The sequence below is a fragment of the Pseudomonas sp. ASL4 genome (assembly GCF_056680395.1).
Genome location: NZ_CM155280.1, coordinates 3882153 through 3897359 on the forward strand (window position 1 = coordinate 3882153; position 15207 = coordinate 3897359).

A 15207-nucleotide genomic window follows, 5' to 3' on the forward strand; every position below is an offset into this window, starting at 1 on the left:
TGCGATCTTTTGACGTTGCTTTTAACAGCGAAGATCAAAAGATCGCAGCCTTCGGCAGCTCCTACCGGGATCGGGTTCACGGCATCAAGATGGCGTTCGCCAATTGCTGATCTGTGTAGGAGTTCTCTGTAATTACCCTACGAATCCGCGCAAACGCCGCTTCAATCCTCACCCCGCGAATATCCCCGTCACTGGCTACAAACGCGGCCGCATCATCCTTCGCCGCCAGTACAATTTTATCGTCCTTGAATGAGCCGCTGGTGCCTTTGCTTGAGCTCAGAATCAGGCTCATGGTGATATCGGTGCTGATGACAAAACTGGTGGCCTGGGCGCCAGAACCCAGCAGGCAGGTACTCAACAAAACAAACCGTGCAGTCTTCATGACGCGTTCAAACCCCTGGAATACAAGCCGCCCACGCTAACAAGCGGCTTGCGTCCAGACTTTATGAACATTGCTAATGATTGTTAAAAACTGCATGAGCGTCGGCCACCTGGCGGCGCGGGCCGGATCTCGCGAGCGCGTCAAGATCGCCACGAACTGTCGCAAACCCGATTTTCCTTAACCCTGGCCAAACCGACCATTGACTCTCCCGTTAGGGGCACACTCTACCCTCAACGCTCCACTTTCAGGATGCAGTGAAGATGAGCAAGCGAGTACTGGTGATTCTGGGTCACCCTTCAACCGACAGTTTCTGTGGTGCCTTGACTGAGACCTATGTCGAGGCGGCAAAAAGTGCCGGGCATGATGTGCGTCTGTTACGACTGGATGCGCTGAGTTTCGATCCGGTGCTGCACGATGGCTATAAACAGATTCAGCAATTGGAGCCCGATCTGCTCAAGGCCCAGGCCGATATCACCTGGGCTGAGCACTTGGCATTTGTCTATCCGATCTGGTGGGGCGGCATTCCGGCCTTGATGAAAGGCTTCTTCGACCGGATATTCCTGCCCGGTTTTGCCTTCAAGTACCGCGAAGGCCAAGCCTTTCCCGACAAACTCCTGAAAGGACGAACGGCTCACCTGCTGGTCACGATGGATACGCCACCGTGGTACTACAAGTGGGTCTATCGCATGCCTGGCCTGCACCAGATGCGCAAGACCACGCTGGAGTTCTGTGGCATCAAGCCGTTGAAGACCCTGACGTTTGGACCGCTGCTCGGTTCCAGGCCCAACCAGCGGGATGCGTGGCTCAAGCAAGCCCGGGCAATCGCCAGCCACTGATACGTACGTTGTGCAGCATCGCCTTGCAACAGGCGATGCCAGCTTCATCCCTGCCAGCACCCCCCGCCATTTAACGCCTTCGGGTTCCCGCCTTCGCGCACCTATGTGAAGATGCCGCGCGCGCCTCTTTCTGGCCATAAAAAGGACTTTTCATGTATATCGGCAAAGCCGCCCAGTTGTCGGGTACGACGATCAAAAGTATCCGTCACTATGAAGACATTGGCTTGTTGCCGCCGCCCCAGCGCGAAGGGAAATATCGTGTCTATAGCCTGCAGAGCGTTGAGTTGCTGAGTTTCATCAAATGCGCTCAGCAATTGGGCTTCAGGCTCAAGGAAATGCAGGCGATCCTGCAGGATCACCGGGGCCAGGAGTTACCCTGGGACCTGGCCAACAAGGCGATCGCCGACAAAAAACAGGAACTGATGACCCGGATCGAAGGGTTACAGAAGGTCTACGCAGGGCTGGCGGAGTTCGAAGCCAGTCTCAAGGATGCCCGGGACCAATGTCAGTTCGAACACCTTGCCAAAACCGCTTGAACGGTTTCATTGCATGACCTGGTGAAGCGCTTTGCGCTGCCTGGCTACGCCGGCAACAAGTCATCGCCGGCACCGCCCCGCTCGGAAACAGCGTTCGTTTTCGTATTGATCGGGTGTGTTAATATCGCCGGCCTTCGCAGGGTGACGGCAGGGTGATGAGAGATGAGGATTTAACAGAATATGGCTCAAAGGATGGTTGTACTCGATACCGAAACCACCGGCATGCCGGTGACCGACGGCCATCGTATTGTCGAAATCGGTTGTGTCGAGTTGATCGGTCGGCGTCTCACGGGCCGGCATTTTCACGTTTACCTGCAACCGGACCGCGAGAGTGATGAAGGCGCCATCGGCGTCCACGGCATCACCAACGAATTCCTGGTGGGCAAGCCGCGTTTCGCTGAAGTGGCCGATGAGTTCTTCGAATTCATCAAGGGTGCGCAGCTGATCATCCATAACGCGGCGTTCGACGTTGGCTTCATCAACAACGAATTCGCGCTGATGGGTCAGCAAGATCGCGCTGACATCACGCAGCACTGCTCGATCCTCGACACCCTGATGATGGCCCGGGAACGTCACCCGGGGCAGCGCAACAGCCTCGACGCATTGTGCAAACGCTACGGCGTCGACAACTCCGGCCGCGAACTGCACGGCGCGTTGCTCGACTCTGAGATTCTCGCCGACGTTTACCTGACCATGACCGGCGGCCAGACCAGCCTGTCCCTGGCGGGTAATGCGTCTGACGGTAATGGTTCGGGTGAGGGCGCGGACAACTCCGCCACCGAGATTCGCCGCCTGCCTGCCGATCGCCAGCCAACCCGGATCATCCGCGCTAGCGAAGATGACCTGGCGCAGCACTTGGTTCGCCTCGAAGCGGTGGCCAAATCCGCCGGTGCGCCGTCGTTGTGGCAGCAGTTGGTGGATGCGAAGGCTCAGGCCTGAGGCTTATTTCTCAGAATGTCGGGCTGTTTTGGGGGGTAGGGCTGTTGTGGCGAGGGAGTTTACTCCCGCTCGGCTGCGCAGCAGTCGTCAATCCCGCGAACGCGGTATCTCTGAAAAAATGCAGGGGGCCGCTTCGCGCCCCAGCGGGAGTAAACTCCCTCGCCACAGGTAACCCTCCCACCACAGGTCTTGCGACAGCCAAAAATTCTCCATTTCAGATTGAGGTTGATGGCCACATGATGGTGCGCCCACTGACCCTCTTCGGGGCATTGGCGCTCGCCACATCCGCCTCAACCCTCTACCCTGAGGTGATTGGCAGGCCATGGTCTGCCGCCTCAGGACACTGAGCCCCATGTATAAAGATTTGAAATTCCCGGTCTTGATCGTCCATCGCGACATCAAGGCCGACACCGTTGCCGGTGACCGCGTGCGTGGCATCGCACGGGAGCTGGAACAGGAAGGCTTCAGCATTCTCAGTGCGGTGGATTACACCGAAGGGCGGCTGGTCGCCTCGACCCATCACGGCCTCTCGTGCATGTTGATCGCCGCCGAAGACGCCAGCACCAACTCCCATCTCTTGCACAACATGGCCGAGCTGATCGGTCTGGCGCGGGTGCGAGCGCCGGACCTGCCGATCTTCGCTCTCGGCGAGCAGGTCACCCTGGAAAACGCCCCGGCTGACGCCATGGCCGAGCTCAATCAGCTACGCGGCATTCTGTATCTGTTCGAAGACACCGTGCCGTTCCTCGCCCGTCAGGTGGCCCGGGCGGCGCGCAAGTACCTGGATGGTCTGCTGCCACCGTTCTTCAAGGCCTTGGTGCAGCACACCGCCGATTCCAACTATTCTTGGCACACCCCGGGCCATGGCGGTGGCGTGGCGTATCACAAGAGCCCGGTGGGGCAGGCGTTCCACCAGTTTTTCGGGGAAAACACCCTGCGTTCCGATTTGTCGGTGTCCGTGCCGGAGCTTGGTTCGCTGCTCGATCACACCGGCCCACTGGCTGAAGCCGAGGCCCGAGCTGCGCGCAATTTCGGCGCCGATCACACCTTTTTCGTGATCAATGGCACCTCGACGGCGAACAAGATCGTCTGGCACTCCATGGTTGCCCGGGATGATCTGGTGCTGGTGGATCGCAATTGCCACAAATCGGTCTTGCACTCGATCATCATGACCGGCGCCATCCCGCTGTACTTGTGCCCGGAGCGCAATGAACTGGGGATCATCGGCCCGATTCCGCTCAGCGAATTCAGCCGCGAATCAATCCAGGCCAAGATAGATGCCAGCCCGCTGACCAAGGGCCGTGCGCCCAAGGTCAAGTTGGCGGTGGTGACCAATTCGACCTACGACGGCTTGTGCTACAACGCCGAGTTGATCAAGCAGAGCCTGGGCAATAGCGTCGAGGTCTTGCACTTCGACGAGGCTTGGTATGCCTACGCGGCGTTTCACGAGTTCTTCGCCGGCCGTTACGGCATGGGCACGTCGCGCAGTGAGGACAGCCCGCTGGTGTTCACTACCCATTCCACGCACAAACTGCTGGCGGCGTTCAGTCAGGCGTCGATGATCCACGTGCAGGACGGCGGTGCACGGCAACTGGACCGCGACCGTTTCAACGAAGCGTTCATGATGCACATCTCCACCTCGCCGCAGTACAGCATCATCGCGTCGCTGGACGTGGCTTCGGCGATGATGGAAGGCCCGGCCGGGCGTTCGCTGCTGCAGGAAATGTTCGATGAAGCCCTGAGTTTTCGCCGCGCACTGGCCAATCTGCGTCAGCACATTGCGGCGGATGATTGGTGGTTTTCCATCTGGCAGCCGCCGTCGGTGGAAGGGATCACTCAGGTCGTTACCGAAGACTGGCTGTTGCAACCCGACGCTGACTGGCACGGCTTCGGCGGCGTGACGGATGACTACGTGCTGCTCGACCCGATCAAGGTCACGCTGGTCATGCCCGGCCTGACTGCCGGCGGCGCCTTGAGTGAACGCGGGATTCCGGCGGCAGTGGTCAGTAAATTCCTTTGGGAACGCGGATTGGTGGTCGAGAAGACTGGGTTGTATTCGTTTTTGGTGCTGTTCTCCATGGGCATCACCAAGGGCAAATGGAGCACGCTGCTGACCGAGTTGCTGGAGTTCAAGCGCAGTTACGACGCCAACGTCAGCCTTGGCACCTGCCTGCCCTGTGTCACTCAGGAAAATCCTGCGCGTTATCAGGGCATGGGCCTGCGCGACCTGTGCGATCAACTGCACGCCTGCTACCGCAGCAATGCCACGGCCAAACACCTGAAGCGCATGTATACCGTGCTGCCGGAAATCGCCATGAAGCCCGCCGACGCCTATGATCAATTGGTGCGAGGTGAGGTTGAGGCGGTGTCGATCGATGCCCTGAATGGGCGAATCGCTGCCGTGATGCTGGTGCCGTACCCGCCGGGGATTCCGTTGATCATGCCTGGCGAGCGCTTCACCGAATCGACTCGATCGATCATTGATTACCTTGCATTCGCCCGTACCTTCGACAGCAGCTTCCCCGGGTTTGTCGCCGATGTGCACGGATTGCAACACGAAGATGAGGGCAATGGGCGGCACTACACCGTCGATTGCATCAAGGAATGAGGACCTTTCCCAGTATGCAACCGGTCATGAATCCGAAATACCCAGGGCTGTCGGTGCGCGTTGCCGACGATGGTTTTGCGGCCTACATCTGGGGCAGCGACTTCAGTTTTGAAGTCGCCGCCTACGGTGCCGCCGAAATCGGTAAACCGGTGGCGCAGTGGCCGGTAACGCCGATCACCCCTTATCGAAAGTGCTACGGAATTGATCCCGAGGAGTTCAGCAGTTTCCGCGATGCCGCCGACAGTGCGATTTTCATGGCTTATCTGGATGACGAGCCGGTGGGCCACCTGGTGGTCAGCACCAACTGGAACGGCTTTGCCCACATCGACGAACTGGCGGTGCATGCGCCAGCCCGTCGTCACGGCGTGGCCAAGTCGCTGCTGGATGTGGCGCAGTTCTGGAGTCGCAAGAAGAAACTGCCGGGCATCATGCTCGAAACCCAAAACAACAACCTGGGCGCCTGCCGGCTCTATGAGCGCTGTGGTTTTGTGATTGGCGGGATCGATCATCTGCGCTATCGCGGCATCGACCCGAACACCGCCGAAGTGGCGTTGTTCTGGTATCGGCTGTTCGATAATCCGCTGGAAAATCCGATCAGTTCGCCAGCATCGCCACGGCTTGTTCCGTGATGATCGCCAGCAAGGCCTGAACGGCGGGCGAGGGCTCGGCGTTTTTCAAGGTCAGGGCGTAGAGGCTGATCGGCACGGCCGGCGCCAGCGGGCAAACATCCAGCCCGGACGATTTGGCCCCGAGGGCGGTGAAGGGGTCGACGATGGCCAGGCCTTCGCCGGCTTCGACCATGCTGCGCATCATCTGATGGGTCTGGACTCGCGTTTGGATCATCAGCGCCGGGCGTAGTGCTTGCAGCTTGATTTCCAGCGCCGGGCTCAACGGATCATGGCCGTCGAGACCCACCATCGCCTGGCCGGCCAGGTCTTGCACCGACACATACTTCTGCTTGGGTTGCAGCCAGCCATGAGGCGCCAGCAGCTGAAGTTTGCCCTGGGCAATCACTTGGCAATCGATGTCGGCGTGATCGGGGTCATGCAGGCTCAGGCCCAAATCGCTTTCGCGCAACAGCAGGCTGCGGACAATCTCGCGGGTGGGTTGGTTGAGGAGGGTGCAGGGTGCATCGGGAAAGCGTCGGCGCAGGGCCGCGATGCTGTGAGGCAATAACTGTTGAGTCAGCGGCGGGGTGCCGATGATGCGCAGCGGTGGCGCCAAATATTGCTTGAGGCTGTTGGCCAGGCGTTGCACCGGTTCGAGAGCTTCATAGACATGAGCGATCTCGACCTGCAACTCCCGCGCCTCGCGCGTGGCCTGCAAGCGACCGCGCACGCTGGAGAACAGCATGAAGCCCAACTGACCCTCGGCGTCACGCAAAATCCCTTCGACCTCGGTCACGGGCAACTGCAGCCATTCGGCGGCGGTGCCCAGGTGACCGGTCTGCAAGAGCGCCTGGATCACTTCGATATGACGTAAACGCATGCATGAAGTCCATGTTCAGCAGGTGAGGGAGTCAGTGTCTGAATCCTAACTCAAGTGCGCGCATATGACTTCTGCTCATAACACAGGGTTATGAGGCAATGGTGGTTTCCGGCAGGCTGCCGACATAAGTGTCCGGTTCGCGAGTGAGGGTGATATCCGACTGGATCAACTGGAACCGGTTGTCATCGAGCTTCTTCATGCGATCGCCGATGGCCAGTTTGTAGGTGGTGACAGGCTCCGTGCCTTCGACACCGTCTGCCGACGGGGTGGATTCCTGGAACTCATGCACGGAATAAACGCGGCCTTCCGCGTCTCTTGCATGGAACTGACCGACGAGTACTGCTGCCATCTGCTTAGAACCTCTGGAGATAAATCACTCAATTTGCGGCTCAGTAGACCGTGGTTGGGCGAGGTAAGTTTTCCTACAGGAAAAAAATAGTCAGGGGCGGCGATTTTCGCTCGCCCGCTGAATGAATCGTCATCTATAACTACAGGCTCTTTCCATCGATAGTCGAGAACCTTCCATGAGCAACGTCTACACGATCGCCGTCATAGTCGGCAGCTTGAGAAAAGAATCGATCAATCGCAAGGTCGCGCTGGCCCTGGCTGATCTGGCGCCTGCCAATCTGAAACTGAACATCGTCGAAATTGGCGACTTGCCACTCTACAACGAAGACATCGATGGTGCTTCACCGCCGGCAGCCTACAGCACTTTCCGACAACAAGTGAGCTCATCCGACGCAGTGCTGTTTGTGACCCCTGAATACAACCGTTCGGTGCCGGCACCGATGAAGAACGCGATTGACGTGGGTTCGCGTCCATATGGCAAAAGTGCCTGGAATGGCAAGCCGGGTGCAGTGATCAGCGCTTCGCCGGGCGCCATTGGCGGTTTTGGCGCCAATCATCATCTGCGTCAGTCGATGGTGTTTCTCAATGTGCCGTGTATGCAGCAGCCAGAAGCCTACCTCAGTGGTGCCGGGACAGCCTTCGACGAGGCGGGCAAGCTTAGCGAATCGGTGAAGCCGTTCTTGCAGAGCTTCATCAATGCTTACGGGCAGTTCGTCGAACAACACAAAAAAGTCTGACACCACAAAAACCTGTGGGAGCGGGCTTGCTCGCGAATGCGGTTTTACATTCAACATTAATGTTGGCTGATACGACGCTTTCGCGAGCAAGCCCGCTCCCACAGGGGTTATTCGGTGCTGGTCAGCCGGCTACAAATCATCATCTCGATTTCCGACAGCCACGCGGCGGTTTGCTCCGCCGTCGGTTGTGCGGTCACGCAATAACGCCGGCCGCCCCAGGCCATGATCACCCAGGCGTCGATGCAAACGTCTGTCGGTTGCGTAGGCAAGTCACCACACGCTGCGAAGGCCTCACGCCATTTCTGCGACAGTTCCTGGAACAGTCGTCGATGGTGCTTGGTTTCGGTGAACTGATGTTCAATCACAAACACTTCATGGTTGAACAGTGGCTGGCGCACCTCGTCCGGCTCGCAGGTCAGGCGTATCAGGCGTTTGATCCGGGTTCGCCAATCCAGATCGTTGGCGCGTACGACCTGTTCTTCCAGATCCAGCAATAAACCCTCCAGGGCATGCCGGATGTAACCTGACAGCAAGGCTTCTTTGCTCGGGAAGTAGTCGTACAGCGTCCCAATGGCCACGCCGGCTTCCAGCGCCACTTCGCGGGTGGTCAGCCCCGACCAGCCGTCACGCTGCCAAATCCGAACAAACGCCTGGTAAATCGCTTCCACGGTGAAGATCGCCCGCGCTTGACTCGGCCGTTTCAACGGCTTGGCGCGAGGGTTGAAGGCTGGCGTGCTGCCCTTGGTGTTTCCGAACCCGCTCTTCATTGGCTGCCGTTACTCTGGTGCTACCCGCCACTCACTCGCAGCAGGAGTCTGAAAGATGCAAAGCCTGAGCACGGTAACACGGCTGATCACCCGTAAAAACGCCCTCGACCAGAGCCGGATCGAGCAGGAACAACGCAGTCTGATTCCGGCGGCCGGCGAGGTGATCCTGAAGATCGACCGCTGCGCGCTGACCACCAACAACATTACCTACGCCGCGTATGGCGATTCGATGAACTACTGGGGCTTCTTTCCTACGGGGCAGGCGGAATGGGGCCACATTCCGGCCTGGGGTTTTGCCGATGTGGTGGCGTCGGATGTCGTCGGCATCAAGGTCGGCGAGCGCTTCTACGGCTACTTCCCGCTGGCCAGCTATTTGTGGATGCGTCCGGATCGGGTCACCGAGCGGGGTTTCTATGACGCGGCCGAGCATCGCCAGGCGCTGACCTCGGCTTACAACCAGTACACCCGTTGCAGTTGGGATGCGTACTACACGCCTGAAACCGAAAACCTGCAGATTTTGCTCAAGCCGCTGTTTCTGACGTCATCGATGTTGGCGGATTTCCTACAAGACAAGGAGTTCTTTGGCGCCACTCGACTGGTGTTCTCCAGTGCATCGAGCAAAACCGCTTTCGGCACGGCGGTATGCCTTGAAAATAATCCGGATATTGAGCGGATCGCGCTGACCTCTTCCGGTAACAACGCCTTTGTCGAAACGCTGGGTTGTTACGAACGTACCGTGTCCTACGAGGAACTGGATAGCCTGCCGAATGATCGTCTGACGCTGTATGTGGATTTTTCCGGCGACCTGAAATTGCGTGATCGGGTGCATCAGCATTTCGCCGGCCAATTGGTTTACAGCTGCTTCGCCGGTTCCGCCCAAAGCACCGACAAGGCGCAGCTGAGCGCCATTGCAGGGCCGCAGCCCGTGTTCTTTTTTGCTCCGATCCAGATCCGTAAACGCAATGCCGAATGGGGGCCGGAAAAGGTCAGCCAGCATATTGGCGAAGGGTTGCAGCGGTTTTATAAGTTGCTGACAGCGAAATCCACGCCATTGCTTGAAGTGGTCGAGAACGAAGGCTACGAAGCGGCACAACGTGTACTATCCCGGCTGTTTCATGGGCAGGTTGCGCCGGGCGAGGGGCATGTCATCAAGTTGTAGTTTGCTGACTCAACGACAATCCCTGTAGGAGCGAAGCTTGCTCGCGAAGGCGTCGTATCAGTCAACATCATCGTTGAATGTACAGCCGCCTTCGCGAGCAAGCTTCGCTCCTACAGGGGATTGAGGTGTGGCGGGGATTTTTGTATCCCTCCACGGAATTATCTCCCTGGCCATTCACTCTGTTACAAATCCCCATCCCGATTGTCTGTTCAAGGTTGCTGTGCATGCTCATCGCGTCGTTGATTTTCCTGCTGACCATCACCCTGGTGATCTGGCAACCCAAGGGCCTGGGCGTTGGTTGGAGCGCGGTGTTTGGCGCGATTTTGGCGCTGCTCTTCGGGGTGGTGCACCTGAGTGACATCCCGCTGGTCTGGCAGATCATCTGGAACGCCACCGGTACCTTCGTCGCATTGATCATTATCAGTTTGCTGCTGGACGAGGCGGGGTTCTTTGCCTGGGCGGCGTTGCACGTGGCGCGCTGGGGCAAGGGCAATGGGCGCAAACTCTTCGCGTTCATGGTGTTGCTCGGGGCGCTGGTGTCGGCGTTGTTTGCCAATGACGGTGCGGCGTTGATCCTCACGCCAATCGTGATTTCCATGCTGCTGGCATTGCGGTTTTCGCCCGCTGCGACCCTGGCCTTCGTAATGGGTGCCGGTTTCATCGCCGACACCGCGAGCTTGCCGTTGGTGGTGTCGAACCTGGTGAACATCGTTTCTGCCGACTTCTTTCATATCAGCTTCAACCGTTATGCGGCGGTGATGATCCCGGTCAACTTCGTCAGCGTCGCCGCCACGCTGGGTATGTTGATGTGGTTCTTTCGCAAGGACATTCCCAAGGCTTACGACCCAGAGCAACTGGACGACCCGGCCACGGCGATCCACGACAAAGCCACGTTTTATGCCGGTTGGGTGGTGTTGGTGATTTTGCTGGTTGGCTGCTTCGCCCTGGAGCCGCTGGGCATTCCGATCAGCGCGATTTCCGCCGTCTGCGCTGCGTTGCTGCTGGGCATTGCTGCTCGCGGCCACAAGATTTCCACGCGCAAGGTGATGAAAGAAGCGCCGTGGCAGATCGTGATTTTCTCCCTGGGCATGTACTTGGTGGTCTATGGCCTGCGTAATGCCGGGCTCACCGACTACCTGGCCGGTTGGCTGAACGGCTTTGCCGGTTACGGTGTCTGGGGCGCGGCCATGGGCACTGGCGTGCTGACGGCGTTGTTGTCATCGATCATGAACAACTTGCCAACGGTGCTGATCGGCCTGCTCTCGATTGATGCCAGTCAGGCCACGGGCGTGGTCAAGGAAGCGATGATCTACGCCAACGTCATCGGCAGCGACCTGGGGCCGAAAATCACCCCGATTGGCAGTTTGGCGACTTTGTTGTGGTTGCATGTGCTGGAGCGCAAGAACATCACGATCGGGTGGGGTTATTACTTCAAGGTCGGGATTGTGCTGACGGTGCCGGTGTTGTTGGTGACGTTGGCGGCGTTGGCTGTGCGGTTATCCATTTAAACCGCGTCGGCCCATTCGCGAGCAAGCCCGCTCCCACAGGGGATTTGCGGCGTACACAAATCCAATGTGGGAGCGGGCTTGCTCGCGAAGAGGCCAGTCCAGGCACTACAAATCCTCAACCACTACCCGGCACATTCGGCCAAAGATCCGCCACCAGAAACAACCGCTCGGCTTCTTCCCAATCCCCACTGGCATTCTCGGCCAGCCGCACCATCAGCTGCGCCGGGGCCAGCGGCTCCAGCTCACTGATCCACGTATCCAACTGCTCAGTGGTCCAGGTCTGTTCCGCCGGATAGTGCGCCGGTGCCAGCCAGGCATGGCGGGGCAGGGGTTGCCAACGACCTGGCGGGCGCTGCACGACAAAGTCCGCCCAATCCTTCTGATGCAGCCAGCTACCGCGCAAATGCTGCGGATGCGCGCCACTCGGCGACTCGGACTGCCCCGGCCACGGGTACAGCAGATAGCCGCCTAGCCACAAATGCGCACTGAACTGCTGAATATCCAGCGCCGCCAGCACTTCGCGGCTTTCTGGCCGGGCAGATATCGGTAATTGATGCTGGCTCAAGTGCGCCAGTTTACGGTCCAGGCGATCATGACAACCGGGGCCGAGCCACTGGGCGGTGTCGTGTCCATCGCCATTCTGCGGGCCGAGGTAGAGTTTGATCGCCAGCTCCAGGTGATGCACGCCGTCACGATCACGCAGCAGCATGTCCAGTTCGCCCAAGGTGTGACCCTCGCGGCGAATCGGCAAATTGGCGGCGATCAGCTCGATGCCCGGCGCATGGCGCACGGCGTATTGCCACAGGCGTTCGTAATACAGGCCCAGACGCCGGGTCCGGGCCTGCGCCAGCCAGTGCAGCAAGTCATAACTGTCACGATCCAGTTGCCGCAGCCAGTGCTCCAGGCGTTCCGGCGCCTGCACCCAGTCGCTGCCGGCCAGTGGATGGCGCTGCGGCCACGGCACTTCATCGAGCATCGGCGGCGCGAGGATGACCCAAGCCAGGTCGCGCACTTCAGGGTGGCGCAACTGGTGGGGTAGCTGGAGCAAGTCCGGGAATAAGATCATTCTGCGAGCATAGCCTCTTAAGTCATGGCTGAAAGGGTTTTGTCTACGCCGTGCTTTCGCCCATAATCGTCGCTTTAGCCCGTCGCAGAAACTCGCAGGAGCCCCATGGAGCAATTTCGTAATATCGGCATCATCGGTCGCCTGGGCAGTTCGCAGGTGCTGGATACCGTCCGCCGACTGAAACGGTTTCTGCTCGATCGTCACCTGCACGTGATCCTCGAAGACACCATCGCCGAAGTCCTGCCGGGCCATGGCCTGCAAACCTCGTCGCGCAAGATGCTCGGCGAAGTCTGTGACATGGTGATTGTGGTCGGCGGTGACGGCAGCCTGCTCGGCGCCGCTCGTGCGCTGGCCCGGCACAATATTCCGGTGCTGGGGATCAACCGCGGCAGCCTGGGTTTCCTGACCGATATTCGCCCCGATGAGCTGGAAGTCAAAGTCGCCGAAGTGCTCGACGGCCACTATCTGGTGGAAAACCGCTTCCTGCTGCAAGCCGAAGTCCGTCGCCATGCCGAGGCCATTGGCCAGGGCGATGCGCTGAATGACGTGGTGCTGCATCCCGGCAAATCGACGCGAATGATCGAGTTCGAGCTGTACATCGACGGCCAGTTCGTCTGCAGCCAGAAGGCCGACGGCCTGATCGTCGCCACACCGACTGGTTCGACCGCTTATGCGCTGTCGGCAGGCGGGCCGATCATGCACCCCAAGCTCGACGCTATTGTGATTGTGCCGATGTACCCCCATACCTTGTCAGGCAGGCCAATTGTGGTCGATGGCAACAGTGAGCTGAAAATCGTCGTGTCCAAGGATATGCAGATCTACCCGCAAGTCTCCTGTGATGGGCAGAACCACTTCACCTGCGCGCCGGGCGACACCATCACCATCAGCAAAAAGGCCCAGAAGTTGCGGCTGATTCACCCCCTCGACCACAACTACTACGAAGTGTGCCGGACCAAGCTCGGTTGGGGCAGTCGATTGGGTGGTGGAGGCGACTGATGCTCGATCCCGCGCGAAGCTACGACCTGATCGGTGACGTGCACGGTTGCGCTCTGACCCTTGAGCACTTGCTCGACCGGCTCGGTTATCACAAACAAGGTGGCGTCTGGCGGCATCCGTCGCGTATGGCGGTGTTCGTCGGTGACATCATCGACCGTGGCCCGCGGATTCGCGAAGCGCTGCACATCGTCCACGGCATGGTCGAGGCCGGCCAGGCGCTGTGCATCATGGGCAACCATGAGTTCAACGCGCTGGGCTGGAGCACTCCGGCACCGCCCGGCAGCGGCAAGCATTTCGTGCGTGAGCACACCCCGCGCCACGCCCGGCTGCTGGGGGAAACCCTGACGCAATTTGAAGATCATCCCGGCGACTGGCATGACTTCCAGCAATGGTTCTACGAGTTGCCCTTGTTCGTCGATGCCGGACGTTTCCGCGTCGTGCATGCATGCTGGGACGCCGGCCTGATCGAGCCGTTGCGCGCGCTGTTTCCCAATGGTTGCGTCGATGAGCATTTTCTCCAGGCCTCGGCCGTGCCGGGCAGTTTCGCCTGCACCGTATTCGATCGCCTGCTGCGCGGCACCGATATGCGCCTGCCCGATGGCCAGACCATGACCAGTGGCGATGGCCTGACGCGTTCGTTCTTCCGCACCAAGTTCTGGGAAGACGACCCGCAAACCTATGGAGACATTGTGTTCCAACCCGACGCCTTGCCTGAACCGGTGGCCCGTACGCCACTGTCGTCCAGCGAAAAAAACACTTTGCTGCGTTACGGCATCGATGAGCCTCTGTTGTTCGTCGGCCACTACTGGCGCAGCGGCAAACCGGCGCCGATCCGGCCGAACCTCGCTTGTCTGGATTACAGCGCGGTGCTTTACGGCAAGCTCGTGGCCTATCGCCTGGACCAGGAAACCCATCTCGACCCGCATAAATTTGTCTGGGTCGATGTCGAACGGCCGGAGGTGCTGCAATGAGTACCGTTGCCGTATTACGCCTGCCGCTGACGGCGGACCTGAGCGGGTTTGTCAAGCTGTTGCAGCGCATGCAAGTGCCGCATCGGGTCAGCGAGGAGGCGGGCGAGCAGGTGCTGTGGGTGCCTGCCAACATCAGCGAGGACGTGCGTTCGCTGTATGAACGCTTCCCGGCCGGTGATCCCGATCAGCAACTTGACATTCCGGTAGCGCAAACTATGCGTCGCCCGGGTTTTGTCGAACAGTTGCGCTACAGCAAGGCGACCGCATTTGTTCTGTTGCTGAGTGTGATCGTCGGCGCCATCACGCTGCTGGGCGAAAACCTCGACACGATGCGCTGGTTTACCTTCCTCGATTTCCGCGTGGTCGGCGAGTACATCCATTTCAGACCGCTGGCCGACAGCCTGGCAGCGGGGCAGTGGTGGCGTCTGGTGACGCCGATGCTGATCCACTTTGGCTTCCTGCACCTGGCCATGAACGGCATGTGGTACTGGGAACTGGGGCGGCGCATCGAGGCGCGTCAGGGCAGCATCAACCTGATTGGCCTGACCTTGCTGTTCAGCCTTGTTTCCAACTACGCCCAGTATTATTACAGCGGTGCGAACCTGTTCGGCGGCTTGTCCGGCGTGCTGTACGGCTTGCTCGGGCATTGCTGGATCTTCCAGTTGCTGTCGCCAAACCCGGCCTATCGCCTGCCGCGCGGCGTATTGGTGATGATGCTGGTGTGGTTGGTGTTGTGCATGTCCGGACTGATCTCGATGATCGGTTTCGGTGAAATTGCCAACGCGGCCCACGTCGGCGGGTTACTCATCGGATGCTTCACCGGTTTGTTGGGCGGTTTGTACAACCGCCGTAAACTCGCCGTCTAA

General features: G+C 59.2%; 16 protein-coding genes. 11 read left to right on the forward strand and 5 right to left on the reverse strand.

The window, feature by feature from the left end; translation table 11 throughout:
* Positions 1-76: 76 nt before the first annotated feature.
* On the reverse strand, positions 77-382 hold the full coding sequence (locus tag AC1MEW_RS17530) for a DUF2388 domain-containing protein (RefSeq protein ID WP_480423016.1): 306 nt from the start codon (positions 380-382) through the stop codon (positions 77-79).
* 260 nt (positions 383-642) lie between these two features.
* Here AC1MEW_RS17530 and AC1MEW_RS17535 point away from each other — a divergent pair, with 260 nt between their 5' ends.
* The 5 genes from AC1MEW_RS17535 to AC1MEW_RS17555 all read left to right on the forward strand — a co-directional run bounded on the left by AC1MEW_RS17535 (position 643) and on the right by AC1MEW_RS17555 (position 5930).
* Positions 643-1218 carry an NAD(P)H-dependent oxidoreductase gene (locus tag AC1MEW_RS17535; protein WP_201257428.1) on the forward strand — a complete coding sequence of 192 codons (576 nt, stop codon included), beginning with the start codon at positions 643-645 and terminating at the stop codon, positions 1216-1218.
* A 152-nt stretch (positions 1219-1370) separates the two neighbouring features.
* The gene (locus AC1MEW_RS17540; RefSeq protein ID WP_322268782.1) at positions 1371-1754 is read left to right on the forward strand and encodes a MerR family transcriptional regulator; all 384 of its coding nucleotides are present in this window, start codon (positions 1371-1373) and stop codon (positions 1752-1754) included.
* 180 nt (positions 1755-1934) lie between these two features.
* A complete protein-coding gene (gene dnaQ / locus AC1MEW_RS17545; RefSeq protein WP_480423017.1) occupies positions 1935-2693 on the forward strand; it encodes a DNA polymerase III subunit epsilon in 759 nt (252 codons plus the stop codon).
* A 352-nt stretch (positions 2694-3045) separates the two neighbouring features.
* Positions 3046-5301: an Orn/Lys/Arg family decarboxylase gene (locus AC1MEW_RS17550; protein ID WP_480423018.1), complete on the forward strand. Its 2256-nt coding sequence runs from the start codon at positions 3046-3048 to the stop codon at positions 5299-5301.
* A 14-nt stretch (positions 5302-5315) separates the two neighbouring features.
* On the forward strand, positions 5316-5930 hold the full coding sequence (locus tag AC1MEW_RS17555; protein WP_201202706.1) for a GNAT family N-acetyltransferase: 615 nt from the start codon (positions 5316-5318) through the stop codon (positions 5928-5930).
* On the opposite strand, the gene AC1MEW_RS17560 is transcribed toward AC1MEW_RS17555, so the two are convergent.
* Positions 5896-6789, reverse strand: coding sequence for a LysR substrate-binding domain-containing protein (locus AC1MEW_RS17560; RefSeq protein WP_201197429.1), 894 nt, complete (start codon positions 6787-6789; stop codon positions 5896-5898). The two genes, AC1MEW_RS17555 and AC1MEW_RS17560, sit on opposite strands and share 35 nt — an antisense overlap.
* An 88-nt stretch (positions 6790-6877) precedes the next feature.
* Positions 6878-7138, reverse strand: coding sequence for a hypothetical protein (locus AC1MEW_RS17565; RefSeq protein WP_322268780.1), 261 nt, complete (start codon positions 7136-7138; stop codon positions 6878-6880).
* Between the two features lie 175 nt (positions 7139-7313).
* Here AC1MEW_RS17565 and AC1MEW_RS17570 point away from each other — a divergent pair, with 175 nt between their 5' ends.
* Positions 7314-7874: an NADPH-dependent FMN reductase gene (locus AC1MEW_RS17570; RefSeq protein ID WP_322268779.1), complete on the forward strand. Its 561-nt coding sequence runs from the start codon at positions 7314-7316 to the stop codon at positions 7872-7874.
* Positions 7875-7981: 107 nt separating this feature from the next.
* On the opposite strand, the gene AC1MEW_RS17575 is transcribed toward AC1MEW_RS17570, so the two are convergent.
* Positions 7982-8641, reverse strand: coding sequence for a TetR/AcrR family transcriptional regulator (locus AC1MEW_RS17575; protein WP_480423019.1), 660 nt, complete (start codon positions 8639-8641; stop codon positions 7982-7984).
* Between the two features lie 55 nt (positions 8642-8696).
* Between AC1MEW_RS17575 and AC1MEW_RS17580 the strand changes: the two genes are divergently transcribed.
* Both AC1MEW_RS17580 and AC1MEW_RS17585 read left to right on the forward strand, forming a co-directional pair.
* The gene (locus AC1MEW_RS17580) at positions 8697-9800 is read left to right on the forward strand and encodes a DUF2855 family protein (protein WP_480423020.1); all 1104 of its coding nucleotides are present in this window, start codon (positions 8697-8699) and stop codon (positions 9798-9800) included.
* A 224-nt stretch (positions 9801-10024) separates the two neighbouring features.
* Positions 10025-11308, forward strand: a complete 1284-nt coding sequence (locus tag AC1MEW_RS17585; protein WP_201257578.1) for an arsenic transporter — start codon at positions 10025-10027, stop codon at positions 11306-11308.
* Between the two features lie 115 nt (positions 11309-11423).
* Here AC1MEW_RS17585 and AC1MEW_RS17590 read toward each other — a convergent pair whose 3' ends face one another.
* Positions 11424-12374, reverse strand: coding sequence for a DUF1853 family protein (locus AC1MEW_RS17590; protein ID WP_201202716.1), 951 nt, complete (start codon positions 12372-12374; stop codon positions 11424-11426).
* A 105-nt stretch (positions 12375-12479) separates the two neighbouring features.
* Between AC1MEW_RS17590 and AC1MEW_RS17595 the strand changes: the two genes are divergently transcribed.
* From AC1MEW_RS17595 to AC1MEW_RS17605, 3 genes are read left to right on the forward strand one after another with little or no spacing between them, the layout of a single operon-like run.
* Positions 12480-13370, forward strand: a complete 891-nt coding sequence (locus tag AC1MEW_RS17595) for an NAD(+) kinase (RefSeq protein WP_010459816.1) — start codon at positions 12480-12482, stop codon at positions 13368-13370.
* The gene (locus tag AC1MEW_RS17600; RefSeq protein ID WP_322268776.1) at positions 13370-14341 is read left to right on the forward strand and encodes a metallophosphoesterase; all 972 of its coding nucleotides are present in this window, start codon (positions 13370-13372) and stop codon (positions 14339-14341) included. The genes AC1MEW_RS17595 and AC1MEW_RS17600 overlap by 1 nt, the downstream gene beginning before the upstream one ends.
* Entirely contained in the window at positions 14338-15207 is an 870-nt protein-coding gene (locus AC1MEW_RS17605; RefSeq protein ID WP_201257577.1) for a rhomboid family intramembrane serine protease, read from the forward strand. Before AC1MEW_RS17600 ends, AC1MEW_RS17605 begins: the two co-directional genes overlap by 4 nt.

Bases quoted from the DNA above. Each gene is read 5' to 3' on its own strand.
- AC1MEW_RS17595 (WP_010459816.1), top strand. From the start codon at position 12,480: ATGGAGCAATTTCGTAATATCGGCATCATCGGTCGCCTGGGCAGTTCG.
- AC1MEW_RS17560 (WP_201197429.1), bottom strand. From the start codon at position 6,789: ATGCGTTTACGTCATATCGAAGTGATCCAGGCGCTCTTGCAGACCGGT.
- AC1MEW_RS17530 (WP_480423016.1), bottom strand. From the start codon at position 382: ATGAAGACTGCACGGTTTGTTTTGTTGAGTACCTGCCTGCTGGGTTCT.
- AC1MEW_RS17585 (WP_201257578.1), top strand. From the start codon at position 10,025: ATGCTCATCGCGTCGTTGATTTTCCTGCTGACCATCACCCTGGTGATC.
- AC1MEW_RS17580 (WP_480423020.1), top strand. From the start codon at position 8,697: ATGCAAAGCCTGAGCACGGTAACACGGCTGATCACCCGTAAAAACGCC.
- AC1MEW_RS17600 (WP_322268776.1), top strand. From the start codon at position 13,370: ATGCTCGATCCCGCGCGAAGCTACGACCTGATCGGTGACGTGCACGGT.
- AC1MEW_RS17575 (WP_480423019.1), bottom strand. From the start codon at position 8,641: ATGAAGAGCGGGTTCGGAAACACCAAGGGCAGCACGCCAGCCTTCAAC.
- AC1MEW_RS17565 (WP_322268780.1), bottom strand. From the start codon at position 7,138: ATGGCAGCAGTACTCGTCGGTCAGTTCCATGCAAGAGACGCGGAAGGC.
- AC1MEW_RS17570 (WP_322268779.1), top strand. From the start codon at position 7,314: ATGAGCAACGTCTACACGATCGCCGTCATAGTCGGCAGCTTGAGAAAA.
- AC1MEW_RS17540 (WP_322268782.1), top strand. From the start codon at position 1,371: ATGTATATCGGCAAAGCCGCCCAGTTGTCGGGTACGACGATCAAAAGT.
- AC1MEW_RS17590 (WP_201202716.1), bottom strand. From the start codon at position 12,374: ATGATCTTATTCCCGGACTTGCTCCAGCTACCCCACCAGTTGCGCCAC.
- dnaQ (WP_480423017.1), top strand. From the start codon at position 1,935: ATGGCTCAAAGGATGGTTGTACTCGATACCGAAACCACCGGCATGCCG.
- AC1MEW_RS17605 (WP_201257577.1), top strand. From the start codon at position 14,338: ATGAGTACCGTTGCCGTATTACGCCTGCCGCTGACGGCGGACCTGAGC.
- AC1MEW_RS17550 (WP_480423018.1), top strand. From the start codon at position 3,046: ATGTATAAAGATTTGAAATTCCCGGTCTTGATCGTCCATCGCGACATC.
- AC1MEW_RS17535 (WP_201257428.1), top strand. From the start codon at position 643: ATGAGCAAGCGAGTACTGGTGATTCTGGGTCACCCTTCAACCGACAGT.
- AC1MEW_RS17555 (WP_201202706.1), top strand. From the start codon at position 5,316: ATGCAACCGGTCATGAATCCGAAATACCCAGGGCTGTCGGTGCGCGTT.